The 21856-nt window shown below is 65.4% G+C and carries 17 protein-coding genes; 4 read left to right on the top strand and 13 right to left on the bottom strand.

What is annotated here, in order from left to right:
* Positions 1–68: 68 nt before the first annotated feature.
* Positions 69–2279, bottom strand: coding sequence for a primosomal protein N' (locus G8O24_RS26555; protein WP_188104551.1), 2211 nt, complete (start codon positions 2277–2279; stop codon positions 69–71).
* A gap of 113 nt (positions 2280–2392) precedes the next feature.
* Between G8O24_RS26555 and G8O24_RS26560 the strand changes: the two genes are divergently transcribed.
* Both G8O24_RS26560 and G8O24_RS26565 read left to right on the top strand, forming a co-directional pair.
* On the top strand, positions 2393–3358 hold the full coding sequence (locus G8O24_RS26560) for a tyrosine recombinase XerC (protein ID WP_188104553.1): 966 nt from the start codon (positions 2393–2395) through the stop codon (positions 3356–3358).
* Positions 3359–3474: 116 nt separating this feature from the next.
* Positions 3475–4068, top strand: coding sequence for a DUF4337 domain-containing protein (locus G8O24_RS26565; protein ID WP_188104555.1), 594 nt, complete (start codon positions 3475–3477; stop codon positions 4066–4068).
* A gap of 170 nt (positions 4069–4238) precedes the next feature.
* On the opposite strand, the gene G8O24_RS26570 is transcribed toward G8O24_RS26565, so the two are convergent.
* From G8O24_RS26570 to G8O24_RS26625, 12 genes are all read right to left on the bottom strand, one after another.
* Positions 4239–4769, bottom strand: a complete 531-nt coding sequence (locus G8O24_RS26570) for a hypothetical protein (protein ID WP_188104557.1) — start codon at positions 4767–4769, stop codon at positions 4239–4241.
* 34 nt (positions 4770–4803) lie between these two features.
* Positions 4804–6204 carry a dihydrolipoyl dehydrogenase gene (lpdA, locus tag G8O24_RS26575; RefSeq protein WP_188104559.1) on the bottom strand — a complete coding sequence of 467 codons (1401 nt, stop codon included), beginning with the start codon at positions 6202–6204 and terminating at the stop codon, positions 4804–4806.
* A gap of 57 nt (positions 6205–6261) precedes the next feature.
* Positions 6262–7023, bottom strand: a complete 762-nt coding sequence (locus tag G8O24_RS26580) for an SDR family oxidoreductase (RefSeq protein WP_188104560.1) — start codon at positions 7021–7023, stop codon at positions 6262–6264.
* A gap of 55 nt (positions 7024–7078) precedes the next feature.
* On the bottom strand, positions 7079–8323 hold the full coding sequence (gene odhB / locus G8O24_RS26585; RefSeq protein WP_188104562.1) for a 2-oxoglutarate dehydrogenase complex dihydrolipoyllysine-residue succinyltransferase: 1245 nt from the start codon (positions 8321–8323) through the stop codon (positions 7079–7081).
* A gap of 107 nt (positions 8324–8430) precedes the next feature.
* Complete coding sequence (locus G8O24_RS26590) at positions 8431–11388, bottom strand: 2-oxoglutarate dehydrogenase E1 component (protein WP_188104564.1); 2958 nt, start codon at positions 11386–11388, stop codon at positions 8431–8433.
* 136 nt (positions 11389–11524) lie between these two features.
* Complete coding sequence (gene sucD, locus G8O24_RS26595; RefSeq protein WP_188104566.1) at positions 11525–12409, bottom strand: succinate--CoA ligase subunit alpha; 885 nt, start codon at positions 12407–12409, stop codon at positions 11525–11527.
* A gap of 36 nt (positions 12410–12445) precedes the next feature.
* A complete protein-coding gene (locus tag G8O24_RS26600) occupies positions 12446–12925 on the bottom strand; it encodes a DUF1579 family protein (RefSeq protein WP_188104569.1) in 480 nt (159 codons plus the stop codon).
* A gap of 4 nt (positions 12926–12929) precedes the next feature.
* Positions 12930–14126 (bottom strand): ADP-forming succinate--CoA ligase subunit beta, encoded by a 1197-nt coding sequence (gene sucC, locus G8O24_RS26605; RefSeq protein WP_188104571.1) that lies wholly within the window; start codon positions 14124–14126, stop codon positions 12930–12932.
* A gap of 201 nt (positions 14127–14327) precedes the next feature.
* Entirely contained in the window at positions 14328–15296 is a 969-nt protein-coding gene (gene mdh, locus G8O24_RS26610; protein WP_130362877.1) for a malate dehydrogenase, read from the bottom strand.
* Positions 15297–15485: 189 nt separating this feature from the next.
* On the bottom strand, positions 15486–16670 hold the full coding sequence (zapE, locus tag G8O24_RS26615; protein ID WP_188104573.1) for a cell division protein ZapE: 1185 nt from the start codon (positions 16668–16670) through the stop codon (positions 15486–15488).
* A 213-nt stretch (positions 16671–16883) separates the two neighbouring features.
* Positions 16884–17420 carry an RNA 2',3'-cyclic phosphodiesterase gene (gene thpR, locus G8O24_RS26620; RefSeq protein WP_128963394.1) on the bottom strand — a complete coding sequence of 179 codons (537 nt, stop codon included), beginning with the start codon at positions 17418–17420 and terminating at the stop codon, positions 16884–16886.
* Positions 17421–17595: 175 nt separating this feature from the next.
* Positions 17596–18231: an arylesterase gene (locus G8O24_RS26625; protein ID WP_188104575.1), complete on the bottom strand. Its 636-nt coding sequence runs from the start codon at positions 18229–18231 to the stop codon at positions 17596–17598.
* 55 nt (positions 18232–18286) lie between these two features.
* Between G8O24_RS26625 and G8O24_RS26630 the strand changes: the two genes are divergently transcribed.
* On the top strand, positions 18287–19009 hold the full coding sequence (locus G8O24_RS26630) for an ABC transporter ATP-binding protein (RefSeq protein ID WP_188104577.1): 723 nt from the start codon (positions 18287–18289) through the stop codon (positions 19007–19009).
* The gene (locus G8O24_RS26635) at positions 19006–21576 is read left to right on the top strand and encodes an ABC transporter permease (protein ID WP_188104578.1); all 2571 of its coding nucleotides are present in this window, start codon (positions 19006–19008) and stop codon (positions 21574–21576) included. The genes G8O24_RS26630 and G8O24_RS26635 overlap by 4 nt, the downstream gene beginning before the upstream one ends.
* Positions 21577–21856: the final 280 nt, after the last annotated feature.

Below are 21856 nucleotides of genomic sequence, written 5' to 3' on the forward strand. Positions count from 1 at the left end.
CCACGGAGGGACCCTGGATTGCTTCGTCGCAAGGGCTCCTCGCAATGACGGGGAGAGAGTGGCGGCTCTTACAAAAAGCTCTGCGGATCGACGTCGACTTCCAGCTTCTGGTTACCCGTCGGCTTCGGACACACTGCGAGCCAGTTGCGCAAATAATCCGACAGATCGAAGCCGCGTGCCGACTTCACCAAAATGCGAAAGCGGTAGCGGCCCTTGATGACGGCGAGCGGCGCTTCGGCCGGGCCCAGCACGACGACGCGCTCGTCGCGCGGGGCGAGCGCAACGAGACGGCGGCCGAGCCCCTCGGCGCTCGGACGGTCTCCGGCGGAAATGATCAGGCTCGCGAGCCGGCCGAACGGGGGATAGAGCGTCTTCTCGCGCAGCTCGATCTCGCTGTCGTAGAAGGCTTCGCGGTCGCAGGCGATCAGCGCCTTCATGACAGGGTGGTCAGGCTGGTGCGTTTGCAGATAGCCGACGCCGCGGCCCTGCTCGCGGCCGGCGCGGCCGATCACCTGATTGAGCAATTGCCAGGTGCGTTCCGCCGCGCGCGGATCGCCATTGGAGAGGCCGAGATCGGCATCGACCACGCCGACCAGATTGAGCCGCGGGAAATTGTGGCCCTTGGCGACGAGCTGCGTGCCGATGATGATGTCGACGCGGCCCTCCGCGATCTCATTGAGCTCACTGCGCATCGTCTCGATCGAGGTGATGAGATCGCTCGACAGCACCATGGTGCGCGCCTCGGGGAATAGCGCGGCCGCCTCCTCCTGCAGGCGTTCGACGCCGGGGCCGACCGCCACCAGCGATTCCTCCGCCGCGCAATGCGGGCAGGCCGGCGGGCGCGGCATCGAGAAGCCGCAATGATGGCAGACGAGGCGCTGACGAAAGCGATGATCGACCAGCCAGGCATCGCAGATGGTGCAGGCAAAGCGGTGGCCGCAGGCACGGCACAGCGTCAGCGGCGCATAGCCGCGGCGATTGAGGAACAGCAGCGCCTGCTCGCGCTTCTCGATGGCTTTCTTGATCTCGCCGGCCAGCCGCGGCGAGATGTAGCGGCCGCGCGCGGGCGGCTCGCGACGCAAATCAATCGCCTCGATGTGCGGCATGTGCTGGCCGCCGAAGCGCGAGGGCAGCGCGATGCGCTGATAGCGGTTCTTGCGCGCGTTGACCTCTGATTCGACCGAGGGGGTCGCCGAGGCCAGCACGATCGGGATTTTTGCGATATGCGCGCGCACCACCGCCATGTCGCGGGCGTGATAGTGCACGCCCTCGTCCTGCTTGTAGGCCTGGTCGTGCTCTTCATCGACGACGATGAGGCCGAGATTGGCGTAAGGGAGAAACAGCGCCGAGCGCGCGCCGACCACGACCGGCGCTGATCCTTCCGAGATCGCCGCCCAATTGCGGGCGCGGGTGCGTGGCGTCAGTTCAGAATGCCACTCGATCGGGCGCACGCCGAAGCGCTGCGCGAAGCGGTCGAGGAACTGGCCGGTGAGCGCGATCTCCGGCATCAGGATCAGCGACTGTTTGCCGCGGCGGATGGTTTCCGCCACGGCCTCGAAATAGACCTCGGTCTTGCCCGAACCGGTGACGCCGTCGAGCAGCGCAACGTGGAAGCTGCCGTTGGCCGCGAGCGCGCGCATCGCATCGACACCGGCCCGCTGCAGCGGCGAGAAATCCGGCCGGCCGAACTCCGGATCGGGGCGAGGTGGCGGAGGCGGCTGCGGCATCGGCTCGACCGTGAGCGTGCCCTCGTCGACGAGGCCGTCGATCACCCCGCTTGAGACGCCGGCTTCCTTGGCGGCCTCGGACTTGCCGTGGAGGAGGCGGTCCGACAGCACCTCGATCACGCGCGCCCGCGCCGGGGTCAGGCGCCGCGGCGGATCGCCCGTCAGCCGCACGCCGGGGCGCACGCGCTCGGGGCCGAGATTCTCGCCCATGCGCAGGCACATGCGCAGCACCATGCCGCGCGGGCTCAACGTGTAATTGGCAACCCAATCGACGACCGAACGCAGTTCGCCCTTCAGCGGCGGCACATCCAGCTTCTCGCTGACCTCCTTGAGGCGATTGTGCAGGCGCGGATCGGGATTGGCGTTTTCGCCCCAGACCACGGCCAAAACCTCGCGCGCACCCAGCGGCACGCCGACGAGATCGCCGGCCTTCAGCTCCGTGCCCACAGGCACCTTGTAGGAATAGGTCTGGTCGAGCGCGACCGGCACCAGCACGTCGACCATGCCGGTCGCGTTGGTGGGGGCGGCGGTGCTGCGCGACGTATGATTCATGAGCGGAGAATCGGAACCTTGCGGGGCTGAAGGCTAGCGCGCCGTCGGCACCTTAGCGAACAGTAAACCTGTGGGATGCGATATACTGTGCGGAATCATCTCGTCCAGAGCGCATGAGCAAAGCGGCCGTACCTCAAATCGAGCTCGCCAGCGCCGATCCCTCGATCGCGCAGGAGATGGCGCGCTGGCTGTCGCATCTCGGCGCCGAGCGGCGGCTGTCGCCGAAGACGCTGGAGGCCTATGGACGCGACCTCAGGCAGTGCCTGGATTTCCTGTGCGGCCATTGGGGCGAGCGCGTCACGCTGGAACGCTTCGCCGCGCTCGAGGCCACCGACATTCGCGCCTTCATGGCGATGCGCCGCGCCGACGACATTGCCGGCCGTTCCCTGATGCGCGCGCTCGCGGGCCTGCGCTCGTTCGGCCGCTTCCTCGAGCGCGAAGGCAAGGGCAAGGTCGGCGCGCTCTCTGCGATCCGTGCGCCCAAGGTTTCGAAGAGCCTGCCGAAGCCGTTGCCGATGGCGTCCGCAAAGCGCCTCGCCGATGCCGACGAGCGCGCCGGCGAGGAGCGCGAGACCTGGATCCTGGTCCGTGACGCCGCCGTGATGGCGCTGCTCTATGGCTCGGGCCTGCGCATCTCCGAAGCGCTCGGGCTGAAGCGCCGCGAGGTGCCGAAAGCAGGCGAAGGCGACGTGCTGGTCGTCACAGGCAAAGGCAACAAGACGCGCATGGTGCCGGTGCTGCAGAACGTGCTGGCGCTGATCGACGAATATGTCGCGATGTGCCCGCATGCGCTGCGCCCCGAGGGGCCGATCTTCGTCGGCGCGCGCGGCGGGCCCTTGAGCCCGCGCATCATCCAGCTGGCGATGGAGCGGCTGCGCGGCGCGCTGGGCCTGCCCGACAGCGCCACGCCGCACGCGCTGCGGCACTCGTTCGCCACGCACCTGCTCTCGCGCGGCGGTGATTTGCGCGCGATCCAGGAATTGCTCGGCCATTCCTCGCTGTCGACCACGCAAATCTATACCGGCATCGATTCCGAGCGATTGCTGGAAGTCTATGCCAGCGCGCATCCGAGGCGCTGAGCGGCTCGCCTAATCCTGACATCAAGCTGTCATCAGGAACGCGCCTGGCACGCATACCACTTGCGCGAGCCGCACGGTTCGGTCAATCGTTGCGGCACCGAGACAGGAGGGACTTCATGAGCGCACACGAAAGCATGGAGCATGCGGAGCATGCCGAACACGCATCCGGCGAGAACAAGAAGATCGCGCTTTTGATCGCCGTGCTGGCGCTGTTCCTGGCGATCTCCGAGACGCTCGGCAAGGGCGCGCAGACCGAATCGATCAGCAAGAACGTCGAGGCCGCCAATCTGTGGGCGTTCTTCCAGGCCAAGAGCGTTCGCCGCACCGTGGTGCAGACCGCCGCCGAGCAGGGCAAGCTGACGCTGGGGTCGGCCACCGACGACGCCACCAAGGCGGCGGTGCAGAAACAGATCGACGACTGGACCAAGACCGCGGCGCGCTACCGCTCCGAGCCCGAGACCGGCGAAGGCACCGAGCAACTCGCCGAGAAAGCCAAGCACGCCGAGCATGAGCGCGACGAGGCGACCGCGAAATATCATCATTTCGAACTGGCCTCCGCCGCCTTCCAGATCGGCATCGTGCTGGCGTCAGCGACGATCATCACCGGCATGATCGCGCTCGCCTATATCGGCGGGCTGTTGACGCTCGCCGGCATCGTCATGACCGCGCTCGGCGTTTGGGCGCCGCATCTGCTGCATCTGCACGGGTAGGGGGCGACCAATTCGTAATCCGTCATCCTGAGGTGAGAGGCATGGGACGCAACGCGTCCCATGGGGAGCCTCGAAGGATGAACGGCCGTGATGCAGCCGGGCCGTCGCCCTTCGAGGGCCGCTGAAGAAGCGGCCACCTCAGGGTGACGGTGATAGATTAGTGATAGCCCTCACCGCGCCTCGTGCACGCTCTTGCGGAAGCGCTGGATCAGGCGGAGCGTGCGCGCGGACCAGCCTTCGCGATTGCCCTTGATCAGCTCGCGGATGCGGCGCTTGATCGGTTCGACCAGTGCGGTTGCCTTGGCGCGCACACGCAGCACGAGATCGTAGATCCGCTCGAACCAGTGCATCTCCAGCAACTTGTCGCGCGTGACGTCGAACACGAAGGCGGTGACGCCGACGCCGAGCATCTTGGCGAACAGGATCGTGAAGACCGCGCTGGTCCAGTATTCATGCGTGAGCAGCCACAGGCCGACGAGCTTGAGCGGAAACAGCGGGATGATCGGGACCGCGAACACGATCAGCGTCATCGCCGGCGACAGCGCATCGACGCGCTCCGCCAGCCACGCCTTGAAGCGGGCAAGCGGGATCAGTGCGACGACCCGCGCGACAACGGGTTCGAGATGGTCCCACAGCCAGGCTTCGATCAGAAAGATGATCGCCAGCAGGACCCAGACCGGTTGAAGAAGGCGGCGCAGCATGTGTTTCCCGCCCGATTCGGTGCTGGGCGCGAACCTACATATGGATGGCCCGCTTGCCGACTGCAAGCGCGGCTTCCTTGACGGCCTCCGAGCGGGTCGGATGCGCATGGCAGGTGCGGGCGAGATCTTCCGCGCTGCCGCCAAACTCCATGAGGACGCAGGCCTCATGGATCATTTCGCCGGCCTCGATGCCGATGATGTGCACGCCGAGCACGCGATCGGTCTTCGCATCTGCGAGAATCTTGACGAAGCCATCCGTCGTTTGGTTGACCTTGGAGCGGCCGTTGGCGGTAAAGGGAAACTTCCCGACGGTATAGGCCACGCCGGCCTGCTTCAGCTCCTCCTCGGTCTTGCCGACGGAGGACACTTCCGGCGTGGTATACACGACGCCTGGGATCACGTCGTAATTCACGTGGCCGGCTTGCCCTGCGATGATCTCCGCGACCGCAACGGCTTCATCCTCGGCCTTGTGCGCGAGCATCGGGCCGGCGACGACGTCGCCGATGGCATAGACGCCCTTCAGGCTGGTGGCGAAATGCGGGTCGATCTGGACGCGGCCGCGCGCATCCAGCGCCACGCCGGCTTCCTTCAGGCCGAGACCCTCGGTGTAGGGCACGCGGCCGATCGCGACGAGCACGACGTCGGCCTCCAGCGTCTCGGCCGCGCCGCCGGCGGCGGGCTCGATGGTCGCCTTCAGCGTCTTGCCTGAGGTGTCGACCGCGGTGACCTTGGCACCGAGCTTGAACGCAAAGCCCTGCTTCTCGAGGATGCGCTGGAATTGCTTGGCGATCTCGCCGTCCATGCCGGGCAGGATGCGATCGAGGAATTCGACGACAACGACTTCGGCGCCAAGCCGCTTCCACACCGAACCGAGCTCGAGGCCGATCACGCCGGCGCCGACGATCAGGAGCTTTCCGGGGACCTTGTCGAGCGCCAGCGCGCCGGTGGACGAGACGATGCGCTTCTCGTCGATCTCGATGCCCTTGAGGCGCGCGATATCAGAGCCGGTGGCGATGACGATGTTCTTGGTTTCGATCAGCTGCGACTTGCCGTCGGCGGAGACCTCGACCTTGCCGGCACTGATGATCTTGCCGGTGCCCTTGAGCACGTCGACCTTGTTCTTCTTCATCAGGAACTCGACGCCCTTGACGTTGCCGTCGATGCCTTGCTGCTTGAAGTTCATCATGGCCGGAAGATCGAGCTTCGGCGCGGAGACCGACACGCCCATCTTGGCGAAGGAGTGCCCGGCTTCCTCGAACATCTCGGAGGCGTGCAGCAGTGCCTTCGAGGGCATGCAGCCGACGTTGAGGCAGGTGCCGCCGAGCGTGGCGTTCTTCTCGACCACGGCGACTTTCATGCCGAGCTGGCTGGCGCGCACCGCGCAGACATAACCGCCAGGTCCGGTACCGATGACGACGAGATCGTAGGATGCCATGAGAGAAAGTCCCGTAAGTTTAGCGTGATGAGGATGTGTCAGCGTCCGCGCGGCGCGTCAGCGTCCGCCGGACACATCGAGAATGGCTGAAGTGACGTAGGAGGCATCGTCCGACATCAGCCAGACAATGGCATTGGCAATTTCGTCGGCGGTGCCGACGCGCTTCATCGGCACCATGTGGGCGAGGCGATGATGCCGGTCGGGCTCGCCGCCGGAGGCGTGGATTTCGGTGTCGATCAGGCCGGGGCGGATCGCGGCGACGCGGATGCCTTCGCTTGCGACCTCATAGCCGAGGCCGATGGTGAAGGAATCCACCGCGCCCTTGGATGCGGCGTAATCGACATAAGTGTTGGGCGCCCCTAACTTGGCGGCGACCGACGACAGATTGACGATGACGCCGCCCTTGCCGCCATGCTTGGTCGACATGCGTTTGACAGCCTCGCGCGCGCAGAGGATGGAGCCGGTGACGTTGACCGCCAGCACGCGCTGGATGCGCTCGGCCGACATCTCGTCGACGCGCACGCCGCTCTGGCCGACAATGCCGCCATTGTTGACGAGCGCCCCTAACGTGCCGAACTTGTCGGCTTCCCTGAACAGGTCGATGATGTCGCGCTCCTCGGCGACGTCGCATTTCACCGCGATCGCCTTGCCATTGCTGGCCTCGATCTGCGTAACCACCTCGTCGGCGGCCTTCTTGTTGCTGGCATAGCCGACCACGACGCGGTAGCCGCGCGCGGCCGCCGCAATCGCGGTTGCCCGCCCGATGCCGCGGCTGCCGCCGGTGATGACAACGACCTTATCCGTCACATCAGCCTCCATGGTTCGACACGCGCCGTCACTCGAGAGAGCGACGGCGCTCGCACAGCACTAGGGATCAGAGGTCCAGCACCAGGCGCGCCGGATCTTCCAGGCTCTCCTTGACACGCACCAGGAAGGTGACGGCTTCCTTGCCGTCGATGACGCGGTGATCGTAGGACAGCGCCAGATACATCATCGGGCGGACCTCGATCTTGCCGCCGACAACCATCGGGCGATCCTGGATCTTGTGCATGCCGAGGATGCCGGATTGCGGCGCGTTCAGGATCGGGGTCGACATCAGCGAGCCGTAGATGCCGCCATTGGTGATGGTGAAGGTGCCGCCCTGCATCTCGTCGATCTTGAGCTGGCCGTCACGGGCGCGGCGGCCGAAATCGGCGATGCTCTTCTCGATGTCGGAGATCGACTTGTGGTCGCAATCGCGCACCACGGGCACGACGAGACCCTTGTCGGTGCCGACGGCGACGCCGATGTGATAGTAGTTCTTGTAGATCAGATCGGTGCCGTCGATCTCGGCGTTGACCGCCGGGATGTCCTTCAGCGCCTGCACGACGGCCTTGGTGAAGAAGCCCATGAAGCCGAGCTTGGCGCCGTGCTTCTTCTCGAACGCATCCTTGTAGTGGGCGCGCAGCGCCATCACGTTGGTCATGTCGACCTCGTTGAAGGTCGTCAGCATGGCCGCGGTGTTCTGCACGTCCTTGAGGCGGCGCGCGATGGTCTGGCGCAGCCGGGTCATCTTGACGCGCTCTTCGCGGGCGGCGTCATCGGCCGGCGACGGCGCACGCACCTGCACGGCGGCGGCGGGCTGGTTGACCGGGGTCGGCGCGGACGCCGCACGCTCGATCGCAGCGAGCATATCGCCCTTGGTGACGCGACCGTCCTTGCCGGAGCCCGGAACGGTGGAAGCGTCGATGCCGGTCTCGGCGGAGAGCTTGCGCACGGACGGGGCGAGCGGCGCGTCGGCCGGCGGCGCCTTCGCAGCGGGCGCAGCAGCCGGAGCCGCGGCGGCAGGCGCCGGAGCGGCGGCAGCCGGCTTGGCGGGCGCAGCCGCGGGCTTCGCAGCGCCGGCACCGTCGGTGATTTGGCCGAGCAGCGCACCGACCGCAACGGTCGCGCCATCAGCCGCGATGATCTCGCTCAGCGTGCCGGCGGAGGGCGCCGGGACCTCGATGGTGACCTTGTCGGTCTCGAGCTCCACCAAGGGCTCGTCGACGGCGACCGGGTCGCCGGCCTTCTTGAACCAGCGGCCGATGGTGGCCTCGGTGACGGATTCGCCGAGCGTCGGCACACGAATTTCAGTCATGGTCTTTTCCTCAAGGGGATCGCAGTCGCGGACAGGAATTCATAGGTCATGCCCGCGAAGGCGGGGCATCCAACCTTCGCGGGCAATGACGGTCTCAAAAAAACGTCTCAGCTCAATGCTTCGTCCAGGAACGCCTTCAGCTGCGCCTGATGCTTGGACATCAGACCCGTGGCGGTCGCGGCGGAAGCGGCGCGGCCGACATAACGCGGACGCCGGCTCGCGCCGTTCACCTGGTTCAGCACCCATTCCAGATAGGGCTCGATGAAGTGCCAGGCGCCCATGTTGCGCGGCTCTTCCTGGCACCAGATCACTTCCGCCTTCTTGAAGCGCGACAGCTCGGCCACCAGCGCCTTCAACGGCACCGGATAGAGCTGCTCGATGCGCATCAGATAGATGTCGTCGATGCCGCGCTTCTCGCGCTCTTCGTAGAGGTCGTAATAGACCTTGCCCGAGCAGAGCACGATGCGGCGGATCTTCTCGTCCGGAACGAGCTTGATCGGCTCGTTCGGCAGCATCTGGGCGTCATCGTACAGGATGCGGTGGAAGGTCGTGCCCTTGGCGAGCTCCTCGAGACGCGACACCGCCCGCTTGTGACGCAGCAGCGACTTCGGCGTCATCAGGATCAGCGGCTTGCGGATCTCGCGATGCAGCTGACGGCGCAGCACGTGGAAGTAGTTCGCAGGCGTGGTCGGATAGACCACCTGCATGTTGTCTTCCGCGCACATCTGCAGATAACGCTCCAGGCGCGCCGAGGAGTGCTCCGGTCCCTGGCCCTCGTAGCCGTGCGGCAGCAGGCAGACGAGGCCCGACATGCGCAGCCATTTGCGCTCACCCGAGGAGATGAACTGGTCGAACACGACCTGCGCACCGTTGGCGAAGTCGCCGAACTGGGCTTCCCACAGCGTCAGCGTGTTCGGCTCGGCGAGCGAATAGCCGTATTCGAAGCCGAGCACGGCCTCTTCCGACAGCAGCGAGTTGATGACCTCGTAGTGGCCCTGCTCGCTGCCGAGATGGTTGAACGGCGTGTAGCGGCTCTCGTCCTCCTGGTCGATCAGGACCGAGTGACGCTGCGAGAAGGTGCCGCGCTCCGAATCCTGTCCGGACAGCCGGACGTGGTGGCCTTCCCCGAGCAGCGTGCAGAACGCCAGCGCCTCGCCGGTCGCCCAGTCGATGCCGTTGCCGCCGTCGATCGCCTTGGCGCGATTCTCCAGGAAGCGCTGGATGGTGCGGTGAACGCGGAAACCGTCAGGCACCTTGGTGATCTTGCGGCCGATGTCCTTCAGGACGGGAAGATCGACGCCGGTGACGCCGCGGCGCGCATCCTCTTCCTGGTCGGCGATCTTGAAGCCCGCCCACTTGCCATCGAGCCAGTCGGCCTTGTTCGGCTTGTAGGAGGTGCCGGCCTCGAACTCGGCATCGAGCCGGGCGCGCCAGTCGGCCTTGGCCTTGTCGACCTCGCCCTGGGTCATGACGCCTTCGCTGATCAGGCGCCGCGCATAGAGCTCGAGCGTCGAGGGATGCGCCGCGATCCGCTTGTACATCACCGGCTGGGTGAACGCCGGCTCGTCGCCCTCGTTATGGCCATGCCTGCGATAGCAGAACATGTCGATGACGACGGGCTTGTGGAATTTCTGCCGGAACTCGGTCGCGACCTTGGCGGCGAACACCACGGCTTCCGGATCGTCGCCGTTGACGTGGAAGATCGGCGCGTCGATCATCTTCGCGACGTCGGACGGGTAAGGCGAGGAGCGCGAGTAGCGCGGATAGGTGGTGAAGCCGATCTGGTTGTTGACGATGAAGTGCACGGAGCCGCCGGTGCGGTAGCCCTTCAGGTCGGACAGACCGAAGCATTCCGCGACGACGCCCTGCCCGGCGAAGGCCGCGTCGCCATGCATCAGCAGCGGCATCACCGAGATGCGCATGTCGGGCGGATCGCCATGCTGGTCCTGCTTGGCGCGCACCTTGCCGAGCACGACGGGATCGACGATCTCGAGATGCGAGGGGTTGGCGGTCAGCGACAGATGGATGCGGTTGCCGTCGAACTCGCGGTCCGAGGAGGCGCCGAGGTGGTACTTGACGTCGCCGGAGCCTTCGACCGCGTCGGGGTTGGCCGAGCCGCCCTTGAACTCGTGGAACAGCGCGCGGTGAGCCTTGCCCATCACTTGCGTGAGCACGTTGAGGCGGCCGCGATGCGGCATGCCCAACACGATTTCCTTCACGCCGAGATTGCCGCCGCGCTTGATGATCTGCTCGAGCGCGGGGATCAGGGATTCACCGCCGTCGAGGCCGAAGCGCTTGGTGCCGGTGAACTTGGTGTCGCAGAATTTCTCGAAGCCCTCGGCCTCGACCAGCTTCATCAGGATGGCTCTACGGCCTTCGCGGGTGAAGGAGATTTCCTTGTCCGGACCCTCGATGCGTTCCTGGATCCAGGCCTTCTGCGCGGCATTGCTGATGTGCATGAACTCGACGCCGAGCGTCTGGCAGTAGGTGCGCTCGCAGATCGCGGTGATCTCGCGCAGGCTGCCGTATTCGAGGCCGAGCACGTGATCGAGGAAGATCTTGCGATCGAAATCAGCTTCCGTGAAGCCGTAGGTGCGCGGGTCGAGCTCTTCGCGATTGCGCGGGGCTTCGATGCCGAGCGGATCGAGCTTGGCGTGGAAGTGGCCACGCATGCGGTAGGAGCGGATCAGCATCAACGCACGCACAGAGTCGCGCGTGGCCTGGAGCAGGTCGGCGGAGGAGATATCGCCGCCCTTGGACTGCGCCTTGGCAGCGATCTTGGTGCCGACCGCCTTCTCGACCTCGGCCCAGTTGCCGTCGAGCGCAGAGGTCAGATCGTCCTTCGGGGTGAGCGGCCAGTTGGCTCGCTCCCAGGACGGGCCTTCGGCGTTCTTCCGGACAACAGCCGGCTGATCATTCAGGCTCTTGAAGAATTCCTGCCACTCGGCGTCGACCGAGGAGGGGTCCTTCTCATACCGGGCGTAGATTTCGTCGATATAGGTGGCGTTGGTGCCCTGCAGAAAGGATGACAGGGCAAAGGCTGCGTTCGCGTCCTGGCGAGACATACTGGGTTCCTGGCGATTTCGGTTCGCGCATAACAAACGGCGCTGGCGCCGAGCTCCCCCGACAGGGCTCGACGCGACAGGCACCCTTTACCCTATTTGCTGCGAAACTTCGCCCGGAAAAGCACGAAGAAGTGAATTAGCCCTTCAACTTTTCGGCAAGCGTGTGACCCAGGCGCGCCGGCGACGGTGACACTGTAATACCTGCAGATTTCATCGCCTCGGTCTTGGAACCGGCGTCGCCCTTACCGCCCGAGATGATCGCGCCGGCATGGCCCATGCGGCGGCCGGGAGGCGCGGTGACGCCGGCGATGAAACCGACCATCGGCTTCTTGCGGCCGCGCTTGGCCTCGTCCTTGAGGAACTGGGCGGCGTCCTCCTCGGCGGAACCACCGATCTCGCCGATCATGATGATCGACTCGGTCTTGGGGTCGGCCAGCAGCATTTCGAGCACGTCGATGAATTCGGTGCCCTTGACCGGGTCGCCGCCGATGCCGACCGCGGTGGTCTGGCCGAGGCCTTCCTGGGAGGTCTGGAACACCGCTTCATAGGTCAACGTGCCCGAACGGGAGACGATGCCGACCGAGCCTGTCTTGAAGATGTTGGCGGGCATGATGCCGATCTTGCACTCGCCGGCGGTCATGACGCCCGGGCAGTTCGGTCCGATCAGGCGCGACTTGGAGCCGATCAGCGAGCGCTTCACGCGCACCATGTCGATGACGGGAATGCCCTCGGTGATGCAGACGATCAGCGGGATCTCGGCGTCGATGGCTTCGCAGATCGCATCGGCTGCGCCCGGCGGCGGCACGTAGATCACCGATGCATCGGCGCCGGTCTTCTCGCGCGCCTCGCGCACGGTGTCGAACACCGGCAGGTTCAGATGGGTCGAGCCGCCTTTGCCGGGCGAGGTGCCGCCGACCATCTTGGTGCCGTAAGCAATCGCGGCCTCCGAATGGAAGGTACCGTTCTTGCCGGTAAAACCCTGGCAGATGACCTTGGTGTTCTTGTCGATCAGGATGGACATGAGGTCTGCTTTCGCGAAACTAACGGAGTGAGAGGGTCAGTGGATGCGGCGGTAGACGCCGGTGAGCACGTCGGCCCAGCCTTCCGCATCCGGCGAGAACTGAATCTTCAACGAGTAGGAGACATCGTCGATGATCTCGTAGACGTGGCGCGCATTGCCGCGGAGCGAGCCGCGCACCAGCGTCAGGGTGTTGCCGACCCAGCCGCCGGAGGCGGGCGCGGGCGGCGTGTAGCCGAGCGAGTCGTACCAGAACAATTTGTAGGTCCGGTCGTCACGATCGAAGGTGAAGATGCCGTGGGTGGCGAAGCTCTGCTGGCCGTCGCGCATCTGGACACTGTCCTGGATCAGATAGAATCCGTTGAGGTCCATGCGCGCCACGGTGCGCGAGGTCGCCGGCCCGCCCGCAGTCCAGCGCGACGGGAAGACCATCTCCTCGCCATTCCATTCGCCGGCGAACGCGGCGAGGCGCGCATGCTCTGCTAACGGAGATGATGCGGCGAGATGGTCCTGGGCCATGGCCTTAGCCTCCCTTGACGGCCTTCACGATCTTCTGCGCGGCGTCGTCGAGATTGTCGGCCGGCACCACGTTCAGGCCGGACTCACGGATGATCTTCTTGCCGAGCTCGACATTGGTGCCTTCGAGACGAACCACCAGCGGCACGCTGAGACCGACTTCGCGAACCGCGGCGGTGACGCCTTCGGCGATCACATCGCACTTCATGATGCCACCGAAGATGTTGACCAGGATACCCTTCACGTTGGGATCGGCGGTGATGATCTTGAAGGCGGCCGCGACCTTCTCCTTGCTGGCGCTGCCGCCGACGTCGAGGAAGTTCGCCGGCGCCATGCCGTAGAGCTTGATGATGTCCATCGTCGCCATGGCGAGACCGGCGCCGTTGACCATGCAGCCGATATTGCCGTCGAGCGTGACGTAGTTGAGGTCGTACTTCGACGCCTCGATTTCCTTGGCGTCTTCCTCGGTCTCGTCGCGCAGCGCGACCACCTCGGGGTGACGAAACAGCGCGTTGTCGTCGAACGACACCTTGGCGTCGAGCACGCGGAGCTGGCCCTGCTTGGTCACGACCAGCGGGTTGATCTCCAGCATCGACATGTCCTTGGCGACGAAGGCAGCAAAGAGCTGCGCGGTGAGCTTTTCCGCCTGCTTGGCGAGGTCACCGGAAAGCTTCAGCGCGTTGGCGACGGTGCGGCCGTGATGGCCCATGATGCCGGTGGCGGGATCCACCGAGAAGGTCACGATCTTCTCCGGCGTGTTGTGCGCGACGTCCTCGATGTTGACGCCGCCTTCGGTCGAGACGACGAAGGAGACGCGCGAGGTCTCGCGGTCGACCAGGATGGAGAGATAGAACTCCTTGTCGATGTCCGAGCCGTCCTCGATGTAGAGGCGGTTGACCTGCTTGCCGGCAGGTCCCGTCTGCACGGTCACGAGGGTCGCGCCGAGCATCTGCTTGGCGAATTCGGAGACCTCCGCGGCCGACTTGGCGATGCGGACGCCGCCCTTGTCGCCAGCCGAGGCTTCCTTGAACTTGCCCTTGCCACGGCCGCCGGCGTGGATCTGGCTCTTCACCACATAGACCGGACCCGGCAGCGCCTTGGCGGCGGCTTCCGCGTCGCTCGCCTTGAGGACGGGAACGCCCTTGGAGATCGGCACGCCGAACTCGCCCAGCAGCGCCTTGGCCTGATATTCATGGATATTCATATGGTCGCTCCCTGAACCCGCGGGCGGTGACCTCTCACGGCCCACCTCAGTCTCGTGGCTGGCATACCATATACCACAGGAACTGCAAACCCGGATTCGTTGACATCGGAATCTTGGACCCGGAACCCGTCCCGGCTAGCCGGGCTCCGGAAACGAAACCGCCGAAGACCGGGTTTCGATCTTCGGCGGGATTGCTTGCCCTTATCGGCCGAGAAGATCGGGTGCGATCTTCTTGCAGGCGTCGACCAGGCCCTGCACCGCGCCGACCGACTTGTCGAAGGCTTCGCGGTCCTTGCCGGCGAGCTCGATCTCGACGACACGCTCGACGCCCTTGGAGCCGATCACGACGGGCACGCCGACATACATGTCCTTCACGCCGTATTCGCCGTTGAGGTAGGCGGCCGACGGCAGCACGCGCTTCTTGTCCTTCAGATAGCTCTCGGCCATCGCGATGGCGGAAGCGGCCGGCGCGTAGAAGGCCGAACCGGTCTTGAGCAGGTTGACGATCTCGGCGCCGCCGTTGCGGGTGCGGTCGACGATCTCGTCGAGGCGCGCCTGCGAGGTCCAGCCCATCTTGACGAGGTCGGGCAGCGGGATGCCGGCGACGGTGGAGTACTTCACCAGCGGCACCATGGTATCGCCATGGCCGCCGAGCACGAAGGCGGTGACGTCCTCGACAGAGACGTTGAACTCGTCGGCCAGGAAGTAGCGGAAGCGCGCGGAGTCCAGCACGCCGGCCATGCCGACGACCTTCTTGTGCGGCAGGCCCGAAGCCTTCTGCAGCGCCCAGACCATGGCGTCGAGCGGATTGGTGATGCAGATGACGAAGGCATCGGGGGCGTACTTCTTGATGCCGGCGCCGACCTGCTCCATGACCTTGAGGTTGATGGAGAGGAGATCGTCGCGGCTCATGCCGGGCTTGCGCGGCACGCCGGCGGTGACGATGCAGACCTTGGCGTTGTCGAGCGCCTCGTAGGAATTGGCGCCGGTATAGTGCGCGTCGAAACCATCGACCGGCGAGGACTGTGCGATGTCGAGCGCCTTGCCCTGCGGCACGCCTTCGGCGATGTCGAACATCACGACGTCGCCCAGTTCTTTCAGGCCGATGAGGTGAGCCAGCGTTCCGCCGATCTGGCCGGAGCCAATCAGAGCAATCTTGTCGCGCGCCATGTGAACCTGTCCTTTAGACACGTGAGGAGGGAAAAACTGAATGGGTGGTTATCCCTTTCGCTTCCCCCGTTCAAGTCGGTGGATGCCCATTTGTCGGGCTTGCCGCGATAGCAGCCAGCATACCCGCTCTCTCATTCTGGGATGCGCCGACAGGCGCAGGCCCGGAATGACAGTGCTGGCAAATAGGACTTAAGTCTCGACCAAGCCCTTGGTGGAGCCGCTGGCGGTCGAATCCTTGCGGCCGTGAGGCAGCGCCAGATAGGATTCCGAGCTCATCTCGATCAGGCGCGAGGCCGTCCGCTTGAACTCCATGGCCTCGACGCCCTCATGGGCGAGGTAGAGCGAGATCGGGTTGGCGTCGGCCGACGCCATCAGCTTCACGGCATTGTCATAGAGCGTGTCGATCAGCGTGATGAAGCGCTTGGCGGCGTTGCGCTGGGAGAAGTCCATCACTGGAATATGGTCGACCAGGATGGTGTGATAGTCGTGCGCCAGCCTGAGGTAGTCGGATGCGCCCAGCGGCTTCTCGCAGAGATCGGCGAAGGCGAAGCGCGCCACGCCATGGGCCGAGCACGGCACGTGCAGGGTGCGACCCTTGATCTTTATGTCGCGCGACTTGCATTTGGCGTTGCCTGTCATCTTCACCCAGGCGCGATCGAGCGCAGCGTCGGCATCGCCGTCCGCCGGCGTCAGCCACATCGGCACGCCCTGAAGCTTCTCCAGCCGGAAGTCGGTGCGGGCATCGAGCCGGGTGACGTCCATGTGGTCGGTGATCTGCTTGATGAAAGGCAGGAACAGCGCGCGGTTCAGGCCGCCCTTGTAGAGATCATCGGGCGCGACATTGGAGGTCACGACCACGACGGTGCCGAGCTCGAACAGTTTGGCGAACAGCCGTCCGAGGATCATCGCGTCCGCGATGTCGGTGACGTGGAATTCGTCGAAGCAGAGCAGCCAGCTCTCCTCGAAGATCGCATTCGCCGTCAGCGCGATGACGTCGCCATCGGGGATCTGTCCGCGCGCGATGCCCTGGCGATAGTCGTAGATGCGCTCATGCACGTCCGCCATGAATTCGTGGAAATGCGCGCGGCGCTTGTGCTCGACGTCAGAGTGCTGGAAGAACAGGTCCATCAGCATGGTCTTGCCGCGGCCGACCTCGCCATGGATGTAGAGCCCGCGCGGCGCCCCGTCCTTGTCGCTGCTGAACAGGCGGGCGAGCAGGCCCTGCTTGCGCTTGGGGCTGTAGTTCGCAAGCCGCAGATCCAGCGCCGCATAGGCTTCGGCGACTTCGGCCTGCGCGGCATCGGCCTCGATCGCGCCGGAGGCGATCTGGGCCTGATAGGCTTCGCTGAAGGAGGAATTTTGGGTGGAGAGCATCGCCCTTTACCGCCAGAGACCGGCGGAAATTGCAAGCCGTCAATTGGTGGACGGGGTATGCGGATTCGTGTCCCGGACGCGCTGCGGCGTGAAACGCTGCGCTGCAGAGCCGGGACCCAGTGCTTCTACATCGATCGCTGAAAGATGGGTCCCGGCTCTGCAGCGCACCGCTTCGCGCTGCGCAGCGTCCGGGACACGAGAGGCGCGCGACCGCTACTCACACAGCTCGTAGGCGTCCTCGACCACATACGGGCCGCCGCCGGTGGAGGCGCGCGAGGAGAACAGGACGAAGCGCTCTGCCGTGAAGGCCTTGCTCGGGAAGTAGCCGCGGATCGAGAGATAGTCGGCGACGTCGCGGTCGGAGGCGTCGTGCAGCCGGGCCAGCGTGACGTGCGGGATATATTTGCGCCCTTCCGGATCGAGACCGATGCGCTGCATCATGCGCTCGAGCTCGGCCTGCAATTCCATCAGCGGCTTGCTTGGCGCGATCGTCGCGACGACGGCCCGCGGCTTGCGGCCGCCAAAACTCGTCAGCCCCTGCACCTTCACCTCGAACGGCTTGCGATCGACGCGAAACAGCATCGAGGCGATCTCGTTGGCGGAAGCGCCGTCGATATCGCCGATGAAGCGCAAGGTGACGTGATAATTTTCGGGATCGATCCACCGGGCGCCGGGAAGGCCGCCCCTCAAGTTGGAAAGCGACTGGCCGATCTCGGCCGGAATTTCCAGACCCGTGAACAAACGCGGCATCGTTTCGCACTCCCGATGCTTGGGTACAGTCCTCGAGAAGCAGGACCCTATCCAAATTAGAGCCGGCGACGAATCACCGGTAACCTGATTCCTATCGCAGTTGTGTGACTCTGCGAAGCGCTGCACACCCTACACCGGGAAAACCCTGGGTGTTAGGGTTAGCATTGCCTGGTTTTCAACGACGTTGCTCGCCGATCGTGCGCAGGAATGCCTCCACGGTGGGCAGCATCCTGGCGACGACAATGTCGACGCCTTCAGCGGTCGGATGAATGCCGTCGGCCTGGTTGAGCTTGGCGTCGGCGGCGACACCGTCGAGGAAGAACGGATAGAGCGGCACGTCGAACTGCTTCGCCAGATCAGGATAAATCGAATTGAAGCGCGCGCCATAGTCGGCGCCGAAATTCGGCGGCGCCAGCATGCCACACAGCATCACGGCGATCTTGCGCGCCTTGAGACGCCCAACGATGTCGGCGAGTGCCGCCCGCGTCAAGTCGGGGTCGATGCCGCGCATCGCGTCGTTGGCACCGAGCTCGACGATGACACCCTCGGTTCCCTCAGGCACCGACCAGTCGAGCCGGTCGCGCCCGCCGGAGGAGGTGTCACCGGACACCCCGGCATTGGTCATGTCGACCTCTATGCCCTTGGCTTGCAAGGCTTTTTGAAGCTTGGCGGGAAACGCGTCCTGGGCCGAAAGACCAAGACCGGCGCTCAAGGAATCGCCGAGAACGACAAGCTTGATCGGCTTTGTCGCCTCCGCCCGGGCCGGACCCGCGAGCGTCATCAAAGCGAGCATCAACACGGCTATGTGCATGAACAATCCGTAACGCCTCTCGACCGCGCGTGCGGAGTTGCCATATGACCGGACCATGGACATCAGCATCTCTCCCTCTTCGCTCGCCGGCACCACGCCGGACACCATCGCCATCTCCAACGTCAATCTCTCATTGGGATCGGGCGCGGCACGCGTTCACATCCTCAAGGATATCAGCCTGCGCGTCGGCTCGGGGGAGACGATCGGCCTGATCGGCCCGTCAGGCTCGGGCAAATCCACGCTGCTGATGGTGATGGCGGGGCTGGAGCGTCCTGATAGCGGAGAGGTGGTGGTGTCGGGCACGCCTTTCAATGCCCTCGACGAGGACGCGCTGGCGCGCTTTCGCGGCCGCCAGGTCGGCATCGTCTTCCAGTCCTTCCATCTGATCCCGACCATGACGGCGCTGGAGAACGTCGCCGTACCGCTCGAGCTCGCCGGCAACCCCGATGCGAGCAAGCGCGCGGCCCAGGAACTGCAATCGGTCGGGCTCGGCGACCGCCTGCATCATTATCCGACGCAGCTCTCCGGCGGCGAGCAGCAGCGCGTTGCGCTGGCGCGCGCGCTGGCGCCCGATCCCGCCATCCTCGTCGCGGACGAGCCGACCGGCAATCTCGACGAGACCACGGGCAGGCAGATCGTCGACCTGCTCTTCACCAAGCATGCCGAACGCGGCATGACGCTGGTGCTGGTGACGCACGATTCCTCGCTCGCGCATCGCTGCGACCGCGTCATCCGCCTGCGCTCGGGCCGCATCGACACGCAGACGACGCAAGCATGAGCGTCGCTACCGAACCGTTTGCGAAGCCGAACGGCGTCGCGCTGTCGCTGCGTTATGCCTTGCGCGAATTGCGCGGGGGCCTGCGTGGCTTCTACGTCTTCATCGCCTGCATCGCGCTCGGCGTGATGGCGATATCGGGTGTCGGCTCGGTCTCGGCGAGCCTGACCGACGGCCTCGCACGCGAAGGCCGCACGCTGCTCGGCGGCGACGTCTCGTTCGTGCTGTTCCAGCGCGAGGCCAAACCCGAGGAGGTCGCCTTCCTGCGCTCGCGCGGCACGGTCTCGACCGCGGCGACGCTGCGCGGCATGGCACGCTCGGCTGACGGCAAGCTCGCGCTGGTCGAGATGAAGGCGGTCGATGGCACCTATCCGATGCTGGGCCAGTTGACGCTGGCACCACAGCTGCCGCTGGCCGACCTGCTTGCGGAGCGTGACGGCGCCTTCGGCGCCGCGGCCGATCCGACGCTGCTGGCGCGGCTGTCGCTGAAGGTCGGCGACCGCGTCACCATCGGCTCGGCCACATTCCAGATCCGCTCGAGCGTCGAGGCCGAGCCCGACAAGCTCGCCGGCGGCATCGGCTTCGGTCCGCGCTTCCTGATCAGCGAGGCGGCGTTGCGCGCCACCGGGCTGATCCAGCCCGGCAGCCTGGTGCGCTGGGTCTATCGCGTCAAACTGCCTGATGCCGCCAACAGCGACCGCGCCACCGACGATTTCATCGCCGATGCACGCACTGCCGCGCCAGAGGCCGGCTGGGAGGTGCGCAGCCGCTCCAACGCCTCGCCGCAGCTCGAACGCAATATCAGCCGCTTCACCCAGTTCCTCACCCTGGTCGGTCTCGCTGCGCTTTTGGTCGGCGGCGTCGGCGTCGCCAATGCCGTGAAGAGCCATATCGATCGCCGGCTCGAGGTGATCGCGGCCTTCAAGGCCGTCGGCGCCACCGGCCGCGACGTGTTCGGCATCTATCTGGCGCAAGTCGTGCTGCTCGCCGCGATCGGCTCGGTGATCGGGCTCGCGCTCGGGGCGGCGATGCCGTTCGCCATCGTCGGCCTGTTCGGCAAGCTGCTGCCGCTGCCGGTGGTGCCGGCCGTGCATGAGGGCGAGCTCGCGCTGTCCTTCGTCTACGGCCTCCTCACCGCGCTCGCCTTTGGCTTGTGGCCGCTCGGACGCGTGCACGACGTGCCGGTCGCCGCGCTGTTCCGCGACACGATTGCCGCCGAATGGCACCGGCCGCGCTGGGGCTATCTCGCCTTCATGGGCGTCGTCGTCGCGCTGCTGATTGCCGTGGTGATTGGCCTATCCTTCGACAAGCGCATCGCCGCGGTGTTCGTGGTCTCTTCCGTCGTGGTCTTCGCCGTGCTGCGCGGCGTCGCCGCGCTGCTGATGGCGATCGCGCGAAAACTGCCGCGCACGCGCTTCACCATGCTGCGGCTCGCGATCGCCAACATCCACCGCCCGGGCGCGCTGACCCCGTCGGTCGTGCTGTCGCTCGGGCTTGGCCTCGCCGTGCTCGTCACCATCACCCAGATCGACGGCAATCTGCGCCGGCAATTCCTCGCCGCGCTGCCCGATCGCGCGCCGTCATTCTACTTCATCGACATTCCGAGCACGCAGGCCGCCGCGTTCGACGATTATCTGCGCCAGGTCGCCCCTGGCGCCAAGGTCGAGGACGTGCCGATGCTGCGCGGGCGCATCGTCGCCGCGCGCGGGGTGCGCGCCGAGGACCTCAAGCCGACAACCGATTCCGAGTGGGTGCTGCAAAGCGACCGCGGCCTGACCTATACCGGCGAGCTGCCGAAGGGTTCCAAGGTGGTCGAGGGCGAATGGTGGGGCGCCGACTATTCCGGCCCGCCGCTGGTCTCGATGGAGAAGAAGATCGCCGACGGGCTCGGACTCAGGCTCGGCGACGACATCGTGGTCAACGTGCTCGGCCGCGACATCCCGGCGAAAATCGGCAATCTCAGGACTATCGACTGGCAGGGCCTCGGCATCAATTTCGTGCTGGTGTTCTCGCCGAACGCCTTCAAGGGCGCACCGCACACCCACATCGCGACGCTGACGGAGGCCGGCGGCGATGCGACCGGTGACGGCAAGATCATCAAGCAGGTCGCCGACGCCTATCCGATGGTGACGAGCGTGCGCGTGCGCGAGGTGATGGAAACGGTCGGCGCGGTCGTGACCAATCTGGCGCTGGCGATCCGCGGCGCCAGCGCCGTGACCCTGATCTCGGCGATCCTGGTGCTTGGCGGCGCGCTCGCCGCCGGCCATCGCCACCGGGTCTATGATGCGGTGATCCTGAAGACACTGGGCGCAACGCGGCTGCGGCTGCTCGGCGCCTATGCGCTCGAATATCTCCTGATCGGGCTCGCCACTGCCGTGTTCGGAGTGATCGCCGGCAGCATCGCCGCCTGGATGATCGTGACGCGGCTGATGACGCTGACCTTCGTCTGGCAGGCGGCAAGCGCGGCCGGCGTGGTGGCGGCCGCCCTGGTCGTCACCGTCGGACTTGGGCTTGCCGGCACGCTCCTGGCGTTGAACAAAAAGCCCGCCACGGTGTTGCGGAATTTGTGACAAAAGGTAGCGGTTGCCCGGCGCGGGGACCGAAATCGCACGATTCTTGCGATTAACCACGTCTGCCTGTCAGGCTCGCGTCAGGAACGGGGCCAAGGGCGACATTCGGCCGCGCGTGGACCGTTGCAGCGGATGTGTTAGTTTCCCACATATCGGATGGGTTCGGAGCCCCGATTGTGAGCCAAAATTTAGTCGGCAGGCATCGGTATCCGAGATAGAATTTGACGAACCGGCGGCATGACGACCCTCATGCGGACCGGACCAACCAACGGGAATTCGA

The organism is Bradyrhizobium campsiandrae (genome assembly GCF_014529705.1).
Classification (GTDB): domain Bacteria; phylum Pseudomonadota; class Alphaproteobacteria; order Rhizobiales; family Xanthobacteraceae; genus Bradyrhizobium; species Bradyrhizobium campsiandrae.

What these genes read in the sequence shown, in the direction of transcription:
- thpR (WP_128963394.1), bottom strand. Translation starts at nt 17,420, where the DNA reads ATGCCGCGTTTGTTCACGGGTCTGGAAATTCCGGCCGAGATCGGCCAG.
- zapE (WP_188104573.1), bottom strand. Translation starts at nt 16,670, where the DNA reads ATGCTCTCCACCCAAAATTCCTCCTTCAGCGAAGCCTATCAGGCCCAG.
- G8O24_RS26580 (WP_188104560.1), bottom strand. Translation starts at nt 7,023, where the DNA reads ATGGAGGCTGATGTGACGGATAAGGTCGTTGTCATCACCGGCGGCAGC.
- sucD (WP_188104566.1), bottom strand. Translation starts at nt 12,409, where the DNA reads ATGTCCATCCTGATCGACAAGAACACCAAGGTCATCTGCCAGGGTTTT.
- G8O24_RS26625 (WP_188104575.1), bottom strand. Translation starts at nt 18,231, where the DNA reads ATGCACATAGCCGTGTTGATGCTCGCTTTGATGACGCTCGCGGGTCCG.
- sucC (WP_188104571.1), bottom strand. Translation starts at nt 14,126, where the DNA reads ATGAATATCCATGAATATCAGGCCAAGGCGCTGCTGGGCGAGTTCGGC.
- mdh (WP_130362877.1), bottom strand. Translation starts at nt 15,296, where the DNA reads ATGGCGCGCGACAAGATTGCTCTGATTGGCTCCGGCCAGATCGGCGGA.
- odhB (WP_188104562.1), bottom strand. Translation starts at nt 8,323, where the DNA reads ATGACTGAAATTCGTGTGCCGACGCTCGGCGAATCCGTCACCGAGGCC.
- G8O24_RS26565 (WP_188104555.1), top strand. Translation starts at nt 3,475, where the DNA reads ATGAGCGCACACGAAAGCATGGAGCATGCGGAGCATGCCGAACACGCA.
- lpdA (WP_188104559.1), bottom strand. Translation starts at nt 6,204, where the DNA reads ATGGCATCCTACGATCTCGTCGTCATCGGTACCGGACCTGGCGGTTAT.
- G8O24_RS26560 (WP_188104553.1), top strand. Translation starts at nt 2,393, where the DNA reads ATGAGCAAAGCGGCCGTACCTCAAATCGAGCTCGCCAGCGCCGATCCC.
- G8O24_RS26630 (WP_188104577.1), top strand. Translation starts at nt 18,287, where the DNA reads ATGGACATCAGCATCTCTCCCTCTTCGCTCGCCGGCACCACGCCGGAC.
- G8O24_RS26600 (WP_188104569.1), bottom strand. Translation starts at nt 12,925, where the DNA reads ATGGCCCAGGACCATCTCGCCGCATCATCTCCGTTAGCAGAGCATGCG.
- G8O24_RS26590 (WP_188104564.1), bottom strand. Translation starts at nt 11,388, where the DNA reads ATGTCTCGCCAGGACGCGAACGCAGCCTTTGCCCTGTCATCCTTTCTG.
- G8O24_RS26570 (WP_188104557.1), bottom strand. Translation starts at nt 4,769, where the DNA reads ATGCTGCGCCGCCTTCTTCAACCGGTCTGGGTCCTGCTGGCGATCATC.
- G8O24_RS26555 (WP_188104551.1), bottom strand. Translation starts at nt 2,279, where the DNA reads ATGAATCATACGTCGCGCAGCACCGCCGCCCCCACCAACGCGACCGGC.
- G8O24_RS26635 (WP_188104578.1), top strand. Translation starts at nt 19,006, where the DNA reads ATGAGCGTCGCTACCGAACCGTTTGCGAAGCCGAACGGCGTCGCGCTG.